General features: G+C 28.5%; 16 protein-coding genes and 2 tRNA genes. 3 read left to right on the plus strand and 15 right to left on the minus strand.

From position 1 onward, the window contains the following. Window positions 1-429: 429 nt before the first annotated feature. Window positions 430-1,194, plus strand: a complete 765-nt coding sequence (locus LOS89_RS10215; RefSeq protein WP_231835154.1) for a hypothetical protein — start codon at window positions 430-432, stop codon at window positions 1,192-1,194. Between the two features lie 21 nt (window positions 1,195-1,215). Here LOS89_RS10215 and LOS89_RS10220 read toward each other — a convergent pair whose 3' ends face one another. The 9 genes from LOS89_RS10220 to LOS89_RS10260 all read right to left on the minus strand — a co-directional run bounded on the left by LOS89_RS10220 (window position 1,216) and on the right by LOS89_RS10260 (window position 12,978). After that, complete coding sequence (locus tag LOS89_RS10220; protein ID WP_231835155.1) at window positions 1,216-2,841, minus strand: hypothetical protein; 1,626 nt, start codon at window positions 2,839-2,841, stop codon at window positions 1,216-1,218. 64 nt (window positions 2,842-2,905) lie between these two features. Further along, a protein-coding gene (locus LOS89_RS10225; RefSeq protein WP_374107722.1) for an IS3 family transposase occupies window positions 2,906-4,290 on the minus strand; the annotation gives its coding sequence in 2 pieces (ribosomal slippage) (window positions 2,906-3,975 and window positions 3,975-4,290; 1,386 coding nt in all). A 52-nt stretch (window positions 4,291-4,342) separates the two neighbouring features. Beyond that, window positions 4,343-6,751, minus strand: coding sequence for a dsDNA nuclease domain-containing protein (locus LOS89_RS10230; RefSeq protein WP_231835156.1), 2,409 nt, complete (start codon window positions 6,749-6,751; stop codon window positions 4,343-4,345). Between the two features lie 61 nt (window positions 6,752-6,812). Then, on the minus strand, window positions 6,813-7,868 hold the full coding sequence (locus LOS89_RS10235) for a DUF3871 family protein (RefSeq protein WP_231835157.1): 1,056 nt from the start codon (window positions 7,866-7,868) through the stop codon (window positions 6,813-6,815). Next, window positions 7,846-8,712, minus strand: a complete 867-nt coding sequence (locus tag LOS89_RS10240; protein WP_231835158.1) for an AAA family ATPase — start codon at window positions 8,710-8,712, stop codon at window positions 7,846-7,848. The genes LOS89_RS10235 and LOS89_RS10240 overlap by 23 nt, the downstream gene beginning before the upstream one ends. A 143-nt stretch (window positions 8,713-8,855) precedes the next feature. Further along, window positions 8,856-11,279 carry a DEAD/DEAH box helicase gene (locus tag LOS89_RS10245; RefSeq protein WP_231835159.1) on the minus strand — a complete coding sequence of 808 codons (2,424 nt, stop codon included), beginning with the start codon at window positions 11,277-11,279 and terminating at the stop codon, window positions 8,856-8,858. Window positions 11,280-11,336: 57 nt separating this feature from the next. Then, window positions 11,337-12,542, minus strand: a complete 1,206-nt coding sequence (locus LOS89_RS10250; protein WP_231835160.1) for a site-specific integrase — start codon at window positions 12,540-12,542, stop codon at window positions 11,337-11,339. Window positions 12,543-12,804: 262 nt separating this feature from the next. Next, a tRNA-Met gene (locus LOS89_RS10255) sits at window positions 12,805-12,877 on the minus strand. Between the two features lie 28 nt (window positions 12,878-12,905). Further along, a tRNA-Met gene (locus tag LOS89_RS10260) sits at window positions 12,906-12,978 on the minus strand. Between the two features lie 117 nt (window positions 12,979-13,095). Here LOS89_RS10260 and era point away from each other — a divergent pair. After that, window positions 13,096-13,980 carry a GTPase Era gene (gene era / locus LOS89_RS10265; RefSeq protein ID WP_231835161.1) on the plus strand — a complete coding sequence of 295 codons (885 nt, stop codon included), beginning with the start codon at window positions 13,096-13,098 and terminating at the stop codon, window positions 13,978-13,980. A 35-nt stretch (window positions 13,981-14,015) separates the two neighbouring features. Here era and LOS89_RS10270 read toward each other — a convergent pair whose 3' ends face one another. From LOS89_RS10270 to LOS89_RS10295, 6 genes are all read right to left on the minus strand, one after another. Continuing rightward, window positions 14,016-14,783 carry an ABC transporter ATP-binding protein gene (locus LOS89_RS10270; RefSeq protein WP_231835162.1) on the minus strand — a complete coding sequence of 256 codons (768 nt, stop codon included), beginning with the start codon at window positions 14,781-14,783 and terminating at the stop codon, window positions 14,016-14,018. A 1-nt stretch (window position 14,784) separates the two neighbouring features. Then, window positions 14,785-15,813 (minus strand): FecCD family ABC transporter permease, encoded by a 1,029-nt coding sequence (locus LOS89_RS10275; protein WP_231835163.1) that lies wholly within the window; start codon window positions 15,811-15,813, stop codon window positions 14,785-14,787. Further along, window positions 15,813-16,676 carry a heme/hemin ABC transporter substrate-binding protein gene (locus tag LOS89_RS10280; protein ID WP_231835164.1) on the minus strand — a complete coding sequence of 288 codons (864 nt, stop codon included), beginning with the start codon at window positions 16,674-16,676 and terminating at the stop codon, window positions 15,813-15,815. Before LOS89_RS10280 ends, LOS89_RS10275 begins: the two co-directional genes overlap by 1 nt. Before the next feature lie 42 nt (window positions 16,677-16,718). Then, window positions 16,719-18,932, minus strand: a complete 2,214-nt coding sequence (locus LOS89_RS10285; RefSeq protein ID WP_231835165.1) for a TonB-dependent receptor — start codon at window positions 18,930-18,932, stop codon at window positions 16,719-16,721. Between the two features lie 77 nt (window positions 18,933-19,009). Then, window positions 19,010-19,336 (minus strand): hypothetical protein, encoded by a 327-nt coding sequence (locus tag LOS89_RS10290; protein WP_231835166.1) that lies wholly within the window; start codon window positions 19,334-19,336, stop codon window positions 19,010-19,012. Window positions 19,337-19,577: 241 nt separating this feature from the next. Continuing rightward, window positions 19,578-20,069 carry a hypothetical protein gene (locus LOS89_RS10295; RefSeq protein WP_231835167.1) on the minus strand — a complete coding sequence of 164 codons (492 nt, stop codon included), beginning with the start codon at window positions 20,067-20,069 and terminating at the stop codon, window positions 19,578-19,580. A gap of 161 nt (window positions 20,070-20,230) precedes the next feature. Here LOS89_RS10295 and der point away from each other — a divergent pair, with 161 nt between their 5' ends. Continuing rightward, window positions 20,231-21,541 (plus strand): ribosome biogenesis GTPase Der, encoded by a 1,311-nt coding sequence (gene der / locus LOS89_RS10300; protein WP_231835168.1) that lies wholly within the window; start codon window positions 20,231-20,233, stop codon window positions 21,539-21,541. Window positions 21,542-21,579: the final 38 nt, after the last annotated feature.

Below are 21,579 nucleotides of genomic sequence, written 5' to 3' on the forward strand. Positions count from 1 at the left end.
ATGATTCTTTAAATTCAGCTATCACCTTGAATTTCTTTATTCAAAAAAGTATTAAACAATGATTTTCATTGCAAAGATGAGTGGGGGTTTTTAGGGTGGCTGGCTTATGTAGAATAGAATAAAAGTTTGCATTACAATTCTGTAGAATTGAACAAGTACCAGGAATTGAAAGAAATACATTTTGTTAGATTCCTGGTGCATTTAAACTTTGAACAGAAAAAAGTCAGACTCAACTTTTGCAATAAAAGTTACCTCTGAAAAAAATTGTCATTTAATATCCTGGTCAAAAAAATACCTTCTTAATCTTTTGGGTAGGGGGATTTGATTCTCAAAACAAGTGGGGGCTATTTTGTTCTGGTAGGTTGTGTGTTCAAAATTTTTGGAAAATTTTTTAGAAAAAAAATTATCTTTACATAAACTATGATTAAGATGGATAATAAAAGTTTAGGTCAAAATGTAACTGAGTATTCAGTTGTTATAAGTTCTCTCATTATTTTTTTTGGCTTTTTAAAGCAATATTGGTTTTACAATGCTTTCAATATTAGTATTCAGAAATTCCTGTCCATTGAAGAGGTTTTAATTATGTTTCTAGGTGAGCTTCCTTTTATAGTTAAGCTATTGCTTTTTGGAATTACTTATTATATTATAATTTTTTTGGTTGTAAAAATTTATTTAACTTATAAAGACCATAAAGGATTTAATAATGGAGATTCAGAAAAAATATATAGAAGAGAAATTGATAGTTTTTTTGGAAACAAAAAGAATTTGTTTATTCTATTAATATTATCATTTATACTTAGTATCATTGGTATTTTTATTTTTAGGAAAACATATTCTGAATTTGCAATTGTTTATTTAACATTGATGTCATGTCAGACAATTTATGTTTTTCTTGACATTGTTGAATTGGAAATAAGTCAATTTTTAAGTAATATGATTGTTTTTATATTTAGTTTATCAGTTGTGTTATATTGTAAAAACATTATTGATATTAAGAAAATCCTAAATAATCCAGTTCAATCTGAACTAATTTATAATGATGTTGATAATAATAAAAAAATTGACACAACAAATATTCTAATAGGAAAAACAAATAATTATCTTTTTTTGTTCAACCCAAAAGAGAATGTTACTAAAGTCATTAAGTCAGAAAATTTTATATGTTTAAGAAGTAATTATTCAAATGGTGAATAAATTTTCAGAAAAAATAATTTATTACAATACACATTTATAAAAACTATATAAATTTTCTGGCTGAGGAGCATTATAAATAGTATTCCTAAAGTCATCCGATAAAATATAGTTTTTATCAGTTACAAAACCATTATTCAGGGTTTTTAAATAAAATATATAATCTGAGATTAAATTCTTTAAATCAATATTATCTCGATTAAGAGCAAAATTATTTAATTGAATTAGAATTAAATTAATTGGCTCAATAATATCTGAAAGTATATGATTAGATAATTTTGAAATATAGTTTTCAAAAATAGTTTGCCCAACATTATCTAAAGTTTCTATTCTGTCAGTGATATCTTTAACATGAAAAACATAATATTTTAAAGAATCTAAATGTGCTACTAAAATTTCAAAAGAACTAATTTCAGGTATTATTTTATTCCAAAACTTTAATCCTAAATTATTAAAAACCTCAATATCCTCTTCTTTAGGTGGTGTAATTAATGTAAATATACTTTCACATTCCCCCATCTCTATTTTATCCTTGATAATTTTCACCATTGAAGTATTTATAATTATGAAATTATGATTAATAGGATTGTTATTATACATTGGAACTATTATAATTTTTTCATAATTCAAATCAATAAGTAATTTTTTAAGTGAAGTGTGATGAATACTTCCAAAATTATCGATAATTATTGAAAGACATAAAATTACTGCTTCATTATAATTATCAAAATCTACATTCAGATAAAAATATAGAATTTTATTTACTTCATCAGTGTCAATTTTATTAAACCAATTTGTTCCATTAAAAACTATTTTTGCTGATTTAATAAGTTTTAGCTGAAAGTCAAGTTTTGTTTTTCTGAAATTTAAAAGTGATAATTGAGAAGCTTTCAATAGCCTTTGATTTGAATGTAAGAAGGTTTTCCATATAGTAAAAAGTGAAATTAAAGTATCTATTTCTTCATCTTTAATATTTTTATCTTCTTCTTTATCTGTATATTTTAAGAATAGTTTTTCAAATTCACTTTGGAATTTTATAAGATTAACTATGGCTGAAAACAAATTGATTTCTGTTATGTTTCTATTATTTGGATTCTGTATTTTATCAGCATTTCCACTAAGTCTATGAAAAGTATTTGTTATTTCTTTAAAGCCTGTTACATTAATAAATGTAGAAATAGGTGAAAAATAATCTTGTTTATACTTATTAAAATTAGAGTACTTTTCAATTGATGAAGATACCTTACTGTCTATATCAGAACTATTGTTGCTATCTCCATAATAACCCCATCTATCAGATATTAATTTAGGTAACTGACATTCTTTAATACTTTTAATATCGTTTTCTATATCAGATAGATTTTTTACAAAATAATTTACTCCTTCTGAGTTGTTATTGAAATACTTGATTAATCCAATCTTGAATTTTTTTAATGCCGAAAGATTATATTTCCTATTTTCTTGAATGATATCAATGTATTCTTTCCATGAATCAGGTCTTTTAGAGTAAGAAAATATATTATTAAATAACACATTCATTTGAATAAAAAAGTCTAAATGAAAATTATTTTGAGGTATGTTTTTTAATGACTCATCATAATCCATTACTATTCCAGTAATATTTTGTCCATAACATTTAGTTTTATACATATTAATTTCAGGAAATCCTGTACGTCTTCAAACTAAAGTGGACTTTTCCTAAGAGAGTATTTAGTTAATAATTCAAAGATAAATGTTTTTTTTGATTTGTTGTTAATTTTAATTTTTGGTACTCATTTCTTCGGCCAATAATAGCCATTTTCTTTAATCGTTCACGTTCTTTTAAAATCATTTCACCTCTTCCAAAATAGACATCTGCTGGGGTTAAGTTGTTTAATGATTCATGATAGCGTTCATTGTTATAGCGATAAACAAACTTTTCTAAAGCAGCTTCTAATTCTTCGGGAGCAAAGTAATTATCAAGTTTTACAACATTTTTCATGGTTCTGTGATAGCGTTCAATTTTTCCTTGTGTTTGTGGATGATTGGGTCTTCCATGTACTTGTTGCATTTGATAATTGTCTTTTAAATACGATTTTAATTCGTTTGCAATGTAGCACGAACCATTGTCGGACAAGAGTTTTGGTTTTTGTTTAGTTATCAATTTTGCTTTCTTAATGGCTGTATCAACAGTTCTTTTTACATCATCGGCTTTCATGTTTGAGCAAAGTTCCCAGTGTACAATGTATCGGCTGTAATCGTCCAAAACCGTACTCAAGTAATACCAACCCCAACCCAATATTTTAAAATAGGTAAAATCCGTTTGCCACATTTGATGAACAAAGCCTGTTTTGTCTGTAAATTCATTACCTGCACTCAGAAAAATATGAGCTGGAGCTGTAATTAAACCTCTTGACTTTAAAATCCGATAAACACTTGATTCTGATAGGAATATCTGTTGTTCATCAGTGATTTTATAGGCTAATTCTCGAGAAGACAAATCAGGATAATCTAAAGCTAATTTTACAACCAAATTCTTCTGCTCTTGTGGAATGCTATTCCATTGCCTGTTTGCTGCTCTTTTGGTTGGAAGCAATCCTTCAACACCATTTTCGCTGTAAGCATGATACCAATTGTAAAACGTACTTTTATTGATTCCAATCTCCCGAAGTGTTCGATTTACGCCAATTTCTGAACGAGTAACCATGTGAATGATTTCTTGTTTTTCGGATACTGTAAGTCGCATATATTTCTTAAACTTTTCAGTTAATCCAGCATGTCCAAGCTTTTTTTTACAATATCGTAGCGTAAAACTAAATCGGCAATCATTACTTTTAAAGACTGATTTTCTTTCTTGAGCTCTGATACTTCATCACTCGTAGCTTCTCTTGTTACATCGCCTGCTAAACGCTTTTTACCTGCTTCCAAAAATTCTTTGTTCCACTTATAAAACTGAGATTCATTAATGGAATACTTACGACACAATTCTGCAACTGACATTTCTGCTCGTAAAGCTTCCATAACAATCTGAATTTTCTGTTCGGAACTAAAGATTCTTCGTGTATTTCTACGAATGTCTTTGATGAAATTCTCTGCTGTTTTTTTCTTAGGTGTTTTCATACTATTTCAAAGTTAATAATTTTTGAAAACACTCTCTTAGTTTTGAACTAAATCAGTCCACTTTTTGCTGACGATTTACAGGAAATCCTTTTCTTAATATATCTAATAAATTTACAGATAAGCTATTTAATCCTTTTGCTTGATTCTTATCTAAAAAATTATAGATATATATAGTTTCAATTTCTTTATCTACAATGTTAAAAAATATTATATCAAATTTTAATCTTACATTGGTTAAAAAATATTTTTCTAAACGTAAAATCAAGTTTTCATCATAATTAATTGATTTTAAACCTAATAAAACAGTTGCTTGTTCCTTTACATTATCAATAGATTTAGAAAAAAAAGAAATAAATAAATCATTTGTAATTTTTATAGAAATGTCAGATTTTAAATGATTTAACCAAAAAGTAAATTCCCCTAAGGATTTCCAATCTAATGCATTAATTGGGGAAATTTCAATTTTTTTGATACTTTTTAACCAAATTTTACAATAGCAATAAATATTTTCTTTATCAGTTATTTTACTTCTTAATTGTTTATTTTTTTGCAAGAATTCTTCAGATTTATTTTTTAATATAAAATCTTCATCATCAAGAAGTTTATCATTTGTGAGAATAAAATTTAATAAAAGATACCAAGCCTTTCCATAAAGTTCATATGCTTCATCGAAAGTACCTATATTCTGCTCCATGGTAAAATCATAAATACCTTTCCATAATAAAGCATTAAAAACATTTAAATATCCTTGCCATGATTTTAATGAAATAACCTTTAGATTAGATAAACAAATATTAGGATGATAACCCTTAGAAAATGAAAATAATAAATAATTTAATAAATCTTCTTCATTGATAAGATTTAATGAAGAATTTATGTAATCAAAAATATCTACATATACATCTTCATCAAATAAAATTTCTGTTATAATTCTTGACCTGATTGGATGTAATCCTGTCAAATACTCCCCATCTTCTGTATATTGTATTAAGTATTCTTTTTGTAAATCTTTAATGTATTTTATAGGCTCTTTTATCTTCAATTCTTTAATTAGTTTTTTGTAACTAATTTTAGAATTAAAAGAATCAGATAGTGATACATATCTCAAAATCTCTAATTCTTCCGTTTTTTTTTCAGCTACAAAACTTCTTATATTATTTATTTGCTCATATAACCTAGACTTAAGTGTACTACCCTGATTTATTAAATAAATATACTCTAATAACAATCCTTTATTTCCAAAAACTTGCCAAGATTCTTCAAAGTCAGTAAACTGTAGATCCTCTTTGATATTAGATAAGTTTTCATAAATATATTTTGCTTCAGTTTTATCAAATGTTAATTCAATGTCTTCAAAATCATAAAACTGTTGTAAATCTGTTGTCTTATTCCAGTCTTCTTGTCTAATTGTGATAATAAATTTTAAATTTTTCTTACCATTTAATTCTTTTATTATTTCATTCCAATTAAAGTTTTGTGGAGGAACATCAATATATATAGTTATTGGAAAACTCAATCCTTTACTTAGTGCTTCTAAACTACTTATAACTTTATAAATATCTTGTAAACTTTGAGAAATTTTAAGTTCATAGGCAGTAGCATTAGAAACAAAATCTTTTAAATACCTATAAGCTAAGGCACTTTTACCCTGACCAGAAGCACCATATATAAAAACAACATCTTTACTCTTTAATGCCTTATCAATTTTATTTAGTTTGTCTTCTCTAATTACATCTAAATTTGCAAAAATGTGTTCATATCTTGAAGATACACCATAATAAAAATTTTGTTTAAGAACTTCTAGATTTTCAGCATCAACAGATTTTGTACTTAGAGGAATAATAGTATTAAAAAAAGAATCATTAAAGCTTTTTTGTTGGTTTGCAAAATTACCAATTCTTTCTAAGTTAATAATCAGCTGACTTGCTTGAATTGGTGTATCTGCTTCTGCTAATTTATAAATCCAGAAAATTAAAAGTTCTAAAGCAATATTTGGGTCAGTAAAAATACTTAGTTCTTTTAATTTGTCTAATATTAAAAACATTAGATTGTCTTCGGTAGCAATTTCAACTGAAAAATTCTGGAGAAGTTTTTTGATACTGTCCTTATTGAAATTTTTATTAGTTAGTTTTTTTGATAAAGTTTCTTTATTCTTAAGTTCATCACTAACATTTCCAAATGAAACGAGCTTTATTTTAGCTTCCTTATTTAAAGAAACTACTTTTTCCCCTCTTTTAAAAAAAGAGGATTGCTTAGAAAATAAGTCACTAAAACTTAAGGTTCCTGACTGATTTTTAATTTGTATAGTTTCTATGTAATTTCCATCATTATCAAAAATATCTAAATCTTCAAATTTACCCTCAATGTGAAAATTATACCCCTTATCATAATCAGTTAAAATCTTACATAAAGAATATAAAAATTGAGTTCTATATCCTTTTAGTGCTGCCACTGCTCCCATTTTTTTCTTTTTTTCAAATTTAATAAAAACCACCTTACAAAATTTATAAGGTGGCATACTTTCAACTCAAAAACCAATTGTAATCTCCATTACCAATCAGTGCTTTCTGAATGCCATTTGTAAAATCATAGGCATTCACATTTCTATCAAGAAAAGTATCTATATAAGAAGATTTATTGGCTTGTGTAAAGAGATTATAAACATTCCAAAGGTTTATATCTCCTTGCTCATTTCTGCAAAAGCTATCATCTTCAAAATAATCTTTCACAATGGTATTAATATGACCATCTGTAAAGTTCAAATTTGGAATTAATGCTTTATCCTTTTTTGGTAAATGTTGATATAATCTTGTTCTACCTATTAATTGAGCAAACTGAGTTTCTGTTAATGAATGTTTAGCAAATGCTTTCATTCCTAACAAATGCTTTTCAGCATTGTAATTTTGAATTACTTCTATAATTTTAGTCTGTAATTCTTGATAAGAACTTACTTTCATATCATCAACAAAACCATCACTCCAAACACACAAATTGCAGCATACTTTATTCTGGAATCCAATAAAGAATTTAAATTTTTCAAAAGTTTTTTTATTGTACAAGTTTTCCAAATTGTAGCTTCTAACCCCACCTATTGTAAGAGCAATCTCATTACCATTGATATTATCTACAATACTTGGAATCCTAATAATAAAAGCCATTCTTTCAAAATATTGAGTTCTCTCATGGTCTAACAAGTCTTTTACATTTTTATGAATAGCTTCTGGAGTTCTGCCTTTGATTTGATGGCTTACTCTAATTTCAGGTTTCTCAAATGTATGATGTGGAAATACTCTTAAAACTGATTCTTGTGCAATTTCAATAAATTCCTGGTGTGAAATAGTCCTCTCATTATCTTTACTGAAAACTGGAATTACACAATCATTTTGTAAACTATGTAAACTAATTTCTTGTGTATTGGCTTCAATAAAAGGTTTGTTTGGAAATTTTGTAGTACCAGGAGTTATAACATTATTAGTCTGAAAAGTACCAGGATTCATAATGTTATTAGTTGGCTTTACAGGAATTAATCTATGTGATTCCTGATTTATTTTTGATTCAACGATGACTTGTGCTTCCATTTGTACTGAATGATTTTGGGTTTAACAATATTTCTTTTGAATTAATGGTATCTCTTTGAAGTTTAAAATCATATTCCAATAATTCTCTCCAATTACTGTATTGGTTGTACAACACATTTAATTCTTCAAGATTCCTGGTGTTTTTAATCTTTTCTCTGGCACTTTGCAGATTTGTACCATTATTACACCATTCTAAAATTTTTCTTCCTGTGGATGGATTAATTGTAAATTCAGGTTTTCCCATAAATAAGCCTGTTCTGTCTTTACTTGAAACAGCAAAATGCTTAATATCAATATCAAATACCAAAGTAAATTCAAAATCAATACCATCTCTCTGAACTGCTTTTAATCCAACTTTCTCAGGAATAAACTTGCCATCTTTTTGATTTAAAACATAATCCTGTTTGGTTCTCATTGTAGCAATTACATGAACATCACATTGCAGAATTTTATCCATAAAGGCTTTTTCCAATGGTTTAATTTTTGCCCAATTGGTAAATGAATTTCCAGCTAATGAAGAATGATAATCAAGTAGGTAATCCCAACAATGGCTAATGCTATCTATGATTATAACTTCAATACCTGCTTTTTCACATACATCAATTGCCTTAATGTAATTGTCTGGTGTAAATGGTGGAGTTAATGTAAGCACATTATAATTGCCCAAATGTGCATATAAATCAGCACTTCCATTTTCTGTATCAATAATGGCAACTTTACTAAAATCACCATTTGTCAATCCTTGTGCAAGTAGTAAACTTGAATAAGTCTTACCACTACCCGCTGAACCTTGCAAAGCCATTTTAATCTTGGCTTTCCTTCTTTCTGATTGTCTTAATTGCATAGTGTATAATTTTTAAATTGATTAATATTTTAGATTCCTGGTTTATACAAAACAAAAAAACCAACCTCATTTGATTGAGATTGGTTTTTAGAAAGTCACACATTTTCCTAATTTATATATATACAATTAGGAAAATATGTGATTTAATTTATTAGATCATTTCCAATTATTTCAGAATTACTAAATAACATATTGACATAAAAATCTTTTCTAAAATTTTCTTGTGAAAAAGGTTCTTCAATTAAATAAAATCTTACTTTTTCATCATTGATTATAATTTGAGATTTTTTGTCAGCCACCTTAAAAAATAATTCTATTAATAGCTCATAAAAAAACTGACCTGCTTCAGAACTATTTGTAAACCTCTTATATGTGTCATACATTGGAAATAAATCAAGTTTAATAATCAAATCATCATTGATTAATTTAACTAATTGATTAAACATATCAAGCTCATTAAATTTTTGAATAAACAAACTTGACACTTTTGTATGAAGTAAATTTTTATTTTTTTTATTTACAATACCATCTTTAATAATATCTAATAGTTCATTCCAATTCTGATAGTGTTTATAATAAAAATTTAACTGTTCATTTTCAAATGAAATAGTTACTCCTGTTGAGCTTAAATTAATGACTTGACTTAAGCAAGATTTAAAATAAAGAGATTTGATTAGTTTTCTATAATCTCTAATTCTTTCTTCATTAACAGGTTCACCAAGAGTTAAAACATTCATCAAATAATGTGTTCTAATTTCTTTTATTTTACCAACATCAGCTAAAGCATCATCAATATACACTCTTCTCTTATTGATAAATGAATTTAATAAAGAAAAAAATTGATGTCCAGAGTATGCCATTAAATTTGTTTGAGCTAAACTATTTTTGTAAGCTGAATTAACTAATGTATAATAATTATATCTCAAAGATTCTATTAATGATTCACTTTGAAAATATATATCTGGATTAAAGTCTATTGATTTTAATTTACAATTTGAAAGTTGATTTGTAACAGAAATATAAAACATATATGTTGCTAAATCTCCATTAAAATAATCACTATTCAGATACCTCTCTCCTTTTTTCAAAATAAACTGTTCTTTTTCCAAATAATTAAGAGTATTTAGTCCAAATCTATTTACTTCTGTTTTATACTTCTTTGCTTTTCTAATATTGTAGGTATATTCGGTATAAGCATCATTTAAGATTTGTTTTTGTAAATTAATATCTGAATATTCAATTGTTCCAAGAGTTTGATACTTTTCAAACAATTCAGTTATTTTATTTTTTTCTGCAATTCCAAAAGGCAATGAGTTCTCTTGTATGCCAAGAGGTTCTGACATTACAATGTAAATATCCCCTTTTGTCCTTAACCTTGCAATTGCTTGAAGAATTGAAACATAACCAGAAGTAAACACTCCTTTGTTATTGAAATATTTAATATTTGTACTTGGAGGTAGTATAATAATAAGAGTATGATTTTCTTTTGTAATATTTATACCAGTTGAAAAATTTGTGCCAATATTAATTTTACTTTTATTGTATTTTCTAATATAATTAGGGCTAAATATATCATTATAACAAAAATTCAATTCTGACCTGTTTATTATTCCAAAATATGGTTTTTTCTGCATTTTTTTAAGCTGGCTTCTTGAATAAACAATGACATCGAATTTTTTGTTTTCATGAATTAACCTATTAAACAATCTTTTCAAACTTAAATTATCAATAATATTACTGTTGTCTTGATGTAGTATTAAATGTAAGTTACCTTGTTTTTCTTCAATAACAATTCTTTTAGATTCAATTATGTGAATTGTGTTATCTGTAAATTCTGAAAGGTATTTTATAATTTCTTTTGATGCTTCATTAAAAGTAGCACTGATTACATAATTCTTATGAACAACTTTTTTAAATTTCCAAAGGTTAAAAATATACTCCTCTTTAAAAGTATGTATAGAATCGTGTAATTCATCAAAAATCAACACAACCTTTTTATTATGATTTTCACAATACTTAATTAAATTTCTGAAATATTTTTTCCTTTTATTTGATTGAAATAAAGCGTCTTCACCAGGGTTTTCAAGTAAAGCATAGACAGTTAAAATATGAATTTTGAATTTATCAATATTTGAGCTATTAACTATATCTAATTCATCATTTACAGCTCCAATCATATTTTCATTAACAGGTTTGTCAATATGAAATAAACTAAATATTTTATTTTCTTCAATAATCGTTTTACATTCTTCAAAATACTGTTCAATTAAATTATTGTATGGAAGTGCAAAAACAACTATATAATCTTCTTTATTGGCATACTCTGAAACAATGTCAATTATGCACTTTGATTTTCCTTGACCAGTACCTGCATTTATTACAGTTGTATTTTTTACATCTAAATCCCTTATCAAAATAGGCATTAACTCTTCTGAAATATAACCAGTTTCAGGATTAGGACTAATAAACTCTTTAGTTGAGTTATAATAATTAGAATCAAAATCCTCTATATTTATTTTTTTGTATTCTACTGGAACATTTACTAAATCAAAATCTATTATACTCATAAAACTTAAAATAAAACTGTGCTGTAAAGATATTACAACACAGTTATTTATAAAGTATCATTTATCCAACTTTCTGCTTAAAGTTGAAATCTGTTCACTAACTTTTCTCTGAACCACTTTTGCATAATGGTCTTGAGTAGTTGAAATTTTGGAATGTCCTAAAAGTTCTGAAACCACTTCTATTGGAACATCATTGTAAAGCAATACAGTTGTGGCAAAGGTTTTCCTTGCAATGTGATGAGTTAATTTCTTTTCAATACCTATAATCTCAGCTATTTCTTTTAAATAGGAATTGAATTTTTGATTACTAACAACAGGTAATAATCTTTTATCATCCTGGTATTTTTCAATTATTGAAATAGCTTTAGGCAACAATGGAATTGAAAATTGCCTCTTTGTCTTTTGTCTGAACATATCAATCCACAGTTTCCCATCAAATTTTTTCACTATATGTTTTTGTGTTAGAATAGACATTTCTTGATAAGGTAAACCAGTATAACAACAGAAAACAAACATATCTCTAACTTGTTCCAATCTCTTTTGAAAAAACTTATGATTCTCTAATTTGTAAAGTTCCTTAGTAGTTAGATAAGTTATGGAGTTTATGACCTTTTTGGGTTTATAAAGCAAGAATGGGTCTGTCATTAGAAAACCCTCTGCAATAGCCAATTTAATAATCTTCCTAACCCTTTGAATGCTTTTATTGATTGTAATCTGCTTAAACTTTTTTTCAGTTTTCAAATAGTAATCAAAATCATTTAAGAACTTTAAAGAAATATCCTCTAAAGCTATATTTCTCTTTTTGTATTTATGAAAAAGGAAGTTTTCTATATGCTGTTTGGCTTCTGTAAACTTTGAAAATGTAGATTTAGTGTACTCAATACCTACCAATTTTTCCATTCTTGCATTATGGAGATTAAATACTTCTATTAAAGTTTTAGATGGTTTAATATCTTCTCCTTTGAATTTTAAGTAAATGTCTTCCACATCAAACTGTTCTTTTTGAACTTGAAGAAATAAAAAAGCCTGATTAATTTCTTGTTTAATCAGGCTCAATTGAGTGTTAATTTGTTTATGTTCAGTATCATCAGGAATAGCTTTCTGTAATGAATTATTCCAATTCTCTGGTTTAATAAATAATCCAGTTGCAAATGGCTTTCTTATTCCTAAATATGTAATTCTACACACAATAGGAACTAATCCTTTTTTATTAATCCTGGTTGCTGAAATCACAAACAATATCTTTATTGGTTGTGTAATCATGATAAAATAATTGTTTAAATCTTTAATAAAAAAAGTTGCAACCCAAGTAAAATTTAATTGCAACCCAAATGTTAGCCTTTTTGCAACCCAATACAAAATTTATTGCAACCTAAAAGTTAGCCTCTTGCAACCCTCATTGTAACCCAAAAAAAACTAAAATTTGAATTTGTAATAAGTAAGTAGATTTTTAAGAAATCCTTGTAGAATAGATAAGAATAGAAGATAAATAAAAAAAGCTCCACATTTCTGTGAAGCTTCTTAGTAGCGGGAACAGGACTCGAACCTGTGACCTTCGGGTTATGAGCCCGACGAGCTGCCTACTGCTCTATCCCGCGATGTACGGTTGTAATTCATTAAATTTAGTAGCGGGAACAGGACTCGAACCTGTGACCTTCGGGTTATGAGCCCGACGAGCTGCCTACTGCTCTATCCCGCGATTTGTGAGTGCAAAGGTACAATGTTTATTTAAAATAGCAAGACTTTTTTAAAAATAATGTTTTATTTCTCGTAATTCAAGCGTTATCACTACCTTTGTAACCATAAATTTATTAAAATGGAGCACAGAGCAGGTTATGTTAATATTATTGGAAATCCTAATGTAGGAAAGTCAACTCTTATGAATGCTTTTGTAGGAGAACGTCTTTCTATTATTACATCTAAAGCACAAACCACAAGACACCGTATTTTAGGTATTGTAAATGGAGATGATTTCCAAATGTTATTTTCAGATACTCCAGGAATCATTAAGCCTGCGTATGAATTACAAAGTTCAATGATGGATTTTGTAAAATCGGCTTTTGAAGATGCCGATGTTTTAATTTATATGGTTGAAATAGGTGAAAAAGAATTAAAAGATGAAGCGTTTTTTAATAAAATTATTCACTCAAAAATTCCGGTTTTGCTTTTATTAAACAAAATAGACAAATCCAACCAAGAACAATTAGAAGAACAAGTACAATTATGGAAAGAGAAAGTTCCTAATGCAGAGATTTTCCCAATTTCGGCTTTAGAAAACTTTAATGTTCAAACCGTTTTTGATAGAATTTTAGAATTACTTCCAGTATCGCCACCATTTTATCCAAAAGATGCGTTAACCGATAAACCAGAACGTTTTTTTGTTAACGAAACGATTCGTGAGAAAATCTTATTGAACTATGATAAAGAAATACCGTATGCAGTTGAAATTGAAACGGAAGAATTTAAGGAAGATGATGATATTATCCGAATTCGTGCAGTTATCATGGTTGAACGAGATACACAAAAAGGAATCATAATTGGTCACAAAGGAGCGGCTATTAAAAAAGTGGGAATTCAGGCGAGAGAGGATTTAGAGAAATTCTTTGGAAAACAAATTCATTTAGAAACTTACGTAAAAGTAAATAAAGATTGGCGTTCAAACGAAAGACAACTAAGACGCTTTGGATACAATCAAAAATAAATAGAAAAGCCTGATACATTTATCAGGCTTTCTTTTTAAAAATGAATGAAGATTTCGTTTTCTACTGTATGGATTTTTGCTTCCATTTTAAAAGCTTCCAATATATTTTCTTTAGTCAAGACTTCGGTTTTATTTCCAGATGCAATTACTTTCCCGTGACTAAGCAACATAATTTTATCAGCAAATTTAGCTGTCAAATTCAAATCGTGTAAAACACCAATAATCACAATATTATTCTCTTTTGCCAATTCTTGCATCTTGTACATAAAACTATACTGAAAATGCACATCTAGAAATGTCAAAGGCTCATCTAATATTAAATAGCGCGTTTTATTTTCTTCGGAAAACCAAATTTGAGCTAAAACTCGAGCAAAATGAACGCGTTGCATTTCGCCTCCACTTAATGTTAAGTAGTTTCGATCAACAAAATTTTCCAATTCAAAAAACTGAATAGCTTCGTTACAAGCCCGTTTATCTTTTTCCGAAGGATAATTATTAAAATGAGGATACCTACCCATCATTACAATATCGCGAACAGTTAAGGGAAAATTTAATTTACTATTTTGCGATAAAACAGCCCTAACTTTTGCTAATTCTGAAATGGATAAAACTTCTGTATCATAATCAACTGTTCCTTTTTGATTTAATTTTAATTGACCACAAATAGCTTTTATAAAAGTTGATTTTCCGGCGCCATTTGGACCAATAATTAATGATATTTTTCCAGCTTCAAATGCTTCCGAAATATTTTCTAGAATTACTTTATTGGCAATACCAACAGATAAATTTTTAGTTGTAAGCATATTAAAAAAAGTAATTAGATTTTCGCAATAAAATAATAAATACTGGAACTCCTAAGAATGAGGTTACAATTCCGATTGGCAATTCAGCCGGACTTAACAATAGTCGCGCAACCAAATCGGCAAAACAAAGAAAAATAGCACCAAATAATGAACCGAAAATAATAAGTTTTCGAATATCGGAACCACTTATCATTCGTATAATGTGAGGAACAATTAATCCCACAAAACCAATAACTCCAACAAATGAAGTAGCAACCGAAACCATAATAACATTGATGATTAAAACTTGGTATTTTAATAAATTCACGTTGATTCCTAAATAGCTAGCTTCATCGTTTCCAAGAATCAAAGTATTCAATTTCTTTCCTAAAAAATAGGATAAAATCAAACCCGAAACAGAAAAAACAGCCACCATTTGAACTGCTTGCCAATTTGCTCCTGAAAGCGTTCCTAAATTCCAAAATGTAATAGAACGCGCTTGTGGATCTCTAGCAATGTAAGACAGAAATCCGATTCCACTTAAAAACAAGGCATTTACAGCAACTCCAATTAATAACAAAACTGTTACCGAGTTGTTGTTTCCGTTTATTTTGGATAACGAGAAAACCAAGAATGTTCCAATTATTCCTCCGACACATGCAATTAATGATAATGAAATATTGTTAGTTGCAAAAGCGAAAGTATTTCCCAATACAATAAAAAAGGAAGCACCAAAAGCAGCTCCGCTCGAAGTTCCTATTAAGCCAGGTTCTACAATTGGGTTTCTAAATAAAGCTTGAACTAAAATTCCGCCAACGGCTAATGTAGCGCCAACTAAAATGCTTAATACTGATCTTGGCAATCTTATATCAATGAAAATACGTTCGTTCAAAGTTGTAAATTCATTTCCATAAAAGAAATTAGAAAACGAGGATAAAATCTCATCAAGTGAAATTTTCACGGCTCCTAATCCTATGGATAATAAGAAAACCACAACTAGCAATAATAGTAGTGTAATCAATAAAAAGCTATCTCGTTTTGTAAAAAACATTATTGATGAATTAATTTTTGAATAAGTTGTATGTTTTGACCTGTTCTTGGACCTAAATACACCAAATCGTGTTCTTCTATTCTGTAAATTTTCTTGTCTTTGAATGCTTTTGTACTTGAAACTCCAGGAAGTTCTCCTATTTTTTCATAAGAACCAGCCAGTTTATCATAACCAAAATCGGTAATTAAAATCACATCCGGATTTGCTGCAGCAACTAATTCAGGAGAAAGATGTTTCATTCCTTTTTCTTCATTAATAGCAATTTCGCCACCAGCCCATTCTAGCATTTTACCACCAGTACTGCTTTTTGTCATTACTAAATATACATTTGATGCTTGACCGTAATGTATAACCAAAACTCTAGGTTTTTTTGTGAAAAATTTTGTTTTTTCAATAGCTGCATCAAATTCTTTTTTCAACTTAACACAAAGAGAATCAGCCGCTTTTTCTCTTTTAAAATAACGACCCATTTCATGTATTAGAGAATCGGTTCCTACAATGGTTTGTTCATACTTACCAAATTGCTTCATCGGAACTTTCAACTTCTTTAATTGATCAACCACAGTTTCCGGACCAATATTATCATCTTCAATTACGATTGTTGGTTTGTTAGCCAAAATAGCTTCTAAACTCAATGCTCTATGATAACCAACTGTTGGTAATTCTTTTAATTCTGCTGGATAAGTACTTGATACATCTACAGCAGCTAAATCTTTTTGAGCACCTAATGCACAAATAATTTCATTGTATTGTTTTGCTATGCAAACAATTCTTGTTGTAGTTTCTTGCTTTTTGTCTTCCTTAGAAAACCTTTCACAACTTGAAACAACAAGTAACAATACTAAGTATTTTATAGCTTTCATATTATCGAAATAAAGAGCGGCATAAAACCGCTCTTTTATAAATTAGAACGTATATTTTAAATTTAATCCACCAAAGAAAGTTGCATTATAAGGTGCTGGTAAATAAGCATCTGGCAACTGGTTAGAGAATACCATTTGGTAATATTGCGTATTAGTAATATTGTTTACACCAAATGTTGCATCTAATGATAAGTGGTTTGTAATATTTCTTTGGTAACCAAATTTAGCATTTAACAAATTATAACTAGCTGTTTCATAATGAACCATATTTGGATCAGAAGCAGTTGTTGGAACATAACTATAAAACATAGCATCTCTATAGTTGTAAGTTACATTTCCGTAGAAACCATATTTAATAGCAAAATCAACACCAGCATTAAATACTACTGGAGGCGTTCCTAAAACTTTTTCATTAGAAAAATCAAATGCAATATTATAAGATCTTTGATAGATGTAATCTTTATATTTAAAATCTGAATACGTAACATTTGCAAACGGACTTACACTTTTAAAGAATCCATTTTCATTACTAATTAACTCATATTTTACAGAAGCTTCAATTCCTTTATGAATTTGCTCTCCAGCATTTACAATATAAGAATATAAAGTTGCTGTATTTGTTGCATTTGGAACTGCTACAGAAGTCATTTTGTCTTTAAAGTTTGTTTGGAAAACTGCTAATTCGTAAGTCAACTTGTTATTCATTAAAGTACCTTTTGAACCAATTTCAAATTGAGTTCCAACCTCTGCTTTTAAATTTTTATTTACTTCTCCTGTGTAAGGAATGTAAAAATAAGAACTCACTGGAGCTTTGTAACCTTTGTTATATGAAGCATATACAGAAACTGCTTTATTAAAAACTTTATTAATTGCAAATTTTGGTGAAACCATGTTTTTATAAGATGCACTTAAAGTTGACGGTCTGTATGTTCCTGGAGTATTATTTGCAGGCACATACATTCTGTCTTGTGATTCAATTCCCATATAACTACTTCCAACTCCTGCAGTAACAGAAAAATCGTAAGGCATATTTAAAGTCCATTCAGTAAATATATGATTGGTTTTTGAAATAGAATATCTATTACTTCTTTGACTACCAATTACATTGTAAGCATCTGGATCAACTCCATTAGCAACCATAGCATAACTAATTGCTTGCGAATTTTGTTGTTGCATTTCAGTTCCAGCAATTCCAGAAAGTTTATAAGCTGTTCCTAAATCAAAGTTTAAATTAAAAGTAGTTCTAAAACCAAAATTTAAAGCTGATTTGTCTGTCCAACCACCTGCTGAACTTACATCGCTTTCAATACCAGTTCCAAAAACCGAAAATGAGTTACCAATATTTCTATTGAATTGATAATCGTGATTCAATCCTCCTCTAAAACTTACCATATGAGAATGCGCGTCGTTTTTAATATAATTTGGATTACCCGAATAATCAAAATCTTCGTATTGTTCTCTAGTTAACTCACCATTTCTTTGATCATAACTATCACTATAACCTAAATAAGCATTGATTTTTTGCTTTTCGCTTAAAGTTGAATTTCCAAAAATATTCACGAAATCTTTACTTGATGCAGTATGCTCCATGAAACCATCATACTTTTGACTTCCATAATTGATTAACATAGCCCCATTTTTCCCTCCAATTTGAGCTTGAGTAGTTAGTCTTTTTAATCCATAACTACCAAACAAAGTATTTTGAGCCAATGATATTTTGTTTAACTCTGGCAGGATTGTTTTTAAGTTTACAACACCAGCAATAGCTAAACCATATAATGAACCTGATGGTCCTTTTACAACTTCTACATCTCCAATTGATGAAAAATCCAAATCATCCATTAAGGTAATACCTTCTGCATCTGTTACTGGAATATTGTTTAAATATACTTTTGTTCCTTGAGTGTCAAAGTTACTATTGGTACCATTTGTACCTCTAACTCCATTACCATACCCACGAATATTGAATTGTTGGCCAGCAGATACTGTTCTTCTTTGCATATTTACCCCTGGAACATTTGTATTGATAGCATCATCTAAGAACAAACCTGTACTTCTATTCAACTCTTTTTCTCCAAGTTTAGAAATAGATTGTGGCTGACTTAGAATAGTTTTATTTGTATTTGAAGTGGCAGTTACTTCAACTTCTTTTAAATAGTTTACTTTTGTAACTGTATCTTTTTTAATCTCTTGGCTATAACCTACAGCCGAGCTAACGATAGCTCCAAGAACTAACGTTTTATTTAATAAATTCATTTTATTTATGTTAAATTAATAATAGCAACTATTGGGCGTACTGAAAAGAACACCTATGATTATTTAAATTGAAATTATTAAACTAATTCGGGAGGAGGAACAATAATAGAAAGGTAAATTTCTTTTATATAAACGAAGTTAAATAGCAATTTTTTCAAAGACTCATTTTTAATAGACTTTGAAGTGTAATCTTTTGCTTGATTTAAACAAGCTATCTTAATTTTGAAAATACTTTTCCCTTTTGAAGACTGACTTTTCTTTCGAATGTTTTTGATTTTCAAAGCAAAGTTTTTCTCTTTTTTGTCTTTAAAAAGTTTTAGTTTAACAAAATCACCTTCAAAAGTCTCTTCTAAAATATCATAAAGTTCATCCTCAATAACAATTTCAAGATCATCAATTTTCATTAAATAATAATCTTTTTTAGCAATTGTTTTTGTGATAATTAAATGAGGGTTTTTATTTGACTCGGCAATTTTTTTAAAAATTTTATGCGAAAAAGTAGCAAAATAGAACATCCCTACTGATTGAAGTAGTATAAATACAGCTAGAAATAATATGTTGTATTTTTTTATCAAAATTGGGGCTAGTTTATTGACCTCCAAATGTATCAAATTTATTTCTTAAAAAAAGAAAAGTTTTTCATTCTTAACTTAAAACTTTTTTCATCAAATCTTCTAATTCATGCATCTGAGGAACACCTAGTTTACGGTTTTGTCGTCCAATAAAATATAATGCTACCCAAAAAACAACCATTGCAATCATTACACTAACATCTAAAACCATTGATTGTTTCAACGACCAGTGTGTATATGCCATCATTGCAAAAACCAAAAACAACCCTGCAATTATAAAATGTAAAAACATAAAAAGCGTCCACAACAACTGTTCTGGTCCAAATAACCCTTTTACCAAAGTTTGATTTTCACTTTTTTCTAATTCTAGATGTAAAAAAGGAGAATAATATTTTCTTTTTTCCTTACTAAAATAGAAATACAAATGTTCATCGATAATCTTAATTTGATAATCAGCTTTCAATTCTGTTTTTAAGCGGTAAGCATTTTCAAGTATTTCTTCAACTGTTTTACTCGACACAACTTCAAATCGTGGTCGTAATGCTATGCTTTTTTCTGGCTCCATAAGAATGAGAATTTAAGCTAATATATTAAAATAAAGACATCTAGAAATTAATCATCTGAAATATTTTTTTCAAATTCAAATCAGCCAAAATGTAAGTGATGCAAACAATTGCTTAAAACTCTCCAAAAAAAATCGTACTTTTGCCGATTCAAAATAAGATTATGAACAATATTGTTGCCATTGTAGGAAGACCAAATGTTGGAAAATCCACATTTTTTAACCGTTTAATTCAGCGAAGAGAAGCTATTGTTGACTCGGTAAGCGGTGTTACGCGTGATAGAAATTATGGGAAAAGTGAATGGAATGGAAAAGAATTTTCCGTAATTGATACTGGAGGTTATGTAAAAGGTTCGGATGATATTTTTGAAGGAGAAATTCGTCGTCAAGTAGAATTGGCAATTGACGAAGCGGATGCTATTGTTTTTGTAGTTGATGTCGAGGAAGGCATTACGCCTATGGATGATGAAGTGGCTAAGTTGCTTCGTAAAGTTAAAAAACCGGTTATTTTAGTTGTAAACAAAGTGGATAATGCCATGCGTGAAAAAGACGCAGTGGAATTCTACAACTTAGGATTAGGCGATTTTTTCACTATTTCAGGAATGAGTGGAAGTGGAACGGGTGAATTATTAGATAAAATTGTAGAAGTTTTACCTGAATTACCAGATGCTATCGAAGAGGAAAATCCGTTACCAAGATTTTGTGTTGTAGGAAGACCGAATGCTGGTAAATCATCTTTTATCAATGCCTTAATTGGTGAAGATCGATTTGTAGTTACAGATATTGCTGGAACTACTCGTGATGCGATTGATACAAAATATAACCGTTTTGGATTTGAATTCAACTTAGTAGATACTGCTGGAATTAGACGTAAAGCGAAAGTAAAAGAAGATTTAGAATTTTACTCTGTAATGCGTTCGGTAAGAGCGATTGAACACAGTGATGTGTGTTTATTAGTTATCGATGCGACTCGTGGATTTGAAGGACAAGATCAAAGTATTTTTTGGTTAGCAGAAAAGAACAGAAAAGGAATTGTAATCTTAGTAAACAAATGGGATTTAGTTGAAAAAGATACCATGTCTACTCGTGATTATGAAAGAAAAATAAGAGAAGAAATTGCTCCTTTTACAGATGTGCCAATTTTATTTGTTTCGGCTTTAACAAAACAACGTTTATTAAAAGCTTTAGAAACAGCGGTTGAAGTTTTTGAAAACAGAAAGCAACGTATTTCAACCTCTAAATTTAATGAGTTGATGTTACCAATTATCGAAGCAACACCACCACCAGCATTAAAAGGAAAATATATTAAAATTAAATATTGCATGCAGTTGCCAACACCAACACCTCAATTTGTGTTTTTTGCCAACTTACCACAATATGTAAAAGATCCGTACAAACGTTTTATTGAAAATAAATTGAGAGAAAACTATAATTTTAATGGTGTTCCAATCGATATTTATTTCAGACAGAAATAACATTAAAACCGAAGTTAACGCTTCGGTTTTTTTATTAA

The organism is Flavobacterium channae, assembly GCF_021172165.1.
In the GTDB taxonomy this organism is placed as follows: domain Bacteria; phylum Bacteroidota; class Bacteroidia; order Flavobacteriales; family Flavobacteriaceae; genus Flavobacterium; species Flavobacterium channae.

What these genes read in the sequence shown, in the direction of transcription:
- era (WP_231835161.1), top strand. Translation starts at nt 13,096, where the DNA reads ATGGAGCACAGAGCAGGTTATGTTAATATTATTGGAAATCCTAATGTA.
- LOS89_RS10270 (WP_231835162.1), bottom strand. Translation starts at nt 14,783, where the DNA reads ATGCTTACAACTAAAAATTTATCTGTTGGTATTGCCAATAAAGTAATT.
- LOS89_RS10230 (WP_231835156.1), bottom strand. Translation starts at nt 6,751, where the DNA reads ATGGGAGCAGTGGCAGCACTAAAAGGATATAGAACTCAATTTTTATAT.
- LOS89_RS10215 (WP_231835154.1), top strand. Translation starts at nt 430, where the DNA reads ATGGATAATAAAAGTTTAGGTCAAAATGTAACTGAGTATTCAGTTGTT.
- der (WP_231835168.1), top strand. Translation starts at nt 20,231, where the DNA reads ATGAACAATATTGTTGCCATTGTAGGAAGACCAAATGTTGGAAAATCC.
- LOS89_RS10295 (WP_231835167.1), bottom strand. Translation starts at nt 20,069, where the DNA reads ATGGAGCCAGAAAAAAGCATAGCATTACGACCACGATTTGAAGTTGTG.
- LOS89_RS10275 (WP_231835163.1), bottom strand. Translation starts at nt 15,813, where the DNA reads ATGTTTTTTACAAAACGAGATAGCTTTTTATTGATTACACTACTATTA.
- LOS89_RS10245 (WP_231835159.1), bottom strand. Translation starts at nt 11,279, where the DNA reads ATGAGTATAATAGATTTTGATTTAGTAAATGTTCCAGTAGAATACAAA.
- LOS89_RS10250 (WP_231835160.1), bottom strand. Translation starts at nt 12,542, where the DNA reads ATGATTACACAACCAATAAAGATATTGTTTGTGATTTCAGCAACCAGG.
- LOS89_RS10285 (WP_231835165.1), bottom strand. Translation starts at nt 18,932, where the DNA reads ATGAATTTATTAAATAAAACGTTAGTTCTTGGAGCTATCGTTAGCTCG.
- LOS89_RS10220 (WP_231835155.1), bottom strand. Translation starts at nt 2,841, where the DNA reads ATGTATAAAACTAAATGTTATGGACAAAATATTACTGGAATAGTAATG.
- LOS89_RS10280 (WP_231835164.1), bottom strand. Translation starts at nt 16,676, where the DNA reads ATGAAAGCTATAAAATACTTAGTATTGTTACTTGTTGTTTCAAGTTGT.
- LOS89_RS10240 (WP_231835158.1), bottom strand. Translation starts at nt 8,712, where the DNA reads ATGCAATTAAGACAATCAGAAAGAAGGAAAGCCAAGATTAAAATGGCT.
- LOS89_RS10235 (WP_231835157.1), bottom strand. Translation starts at nt 7,868, where the DNA reads ATGGAAGCACAAGTCATCGTTGAATCAAAAATAAATCAGGAATCACAT.
- LOS89_RS10290 (WP_231835166.1), bottom strand. Translation starts at nt 19,336, where the DNA reads ATGAAAATTGATGATCTTGAAATTGTTATTGAGGATGAACTTTATGAT.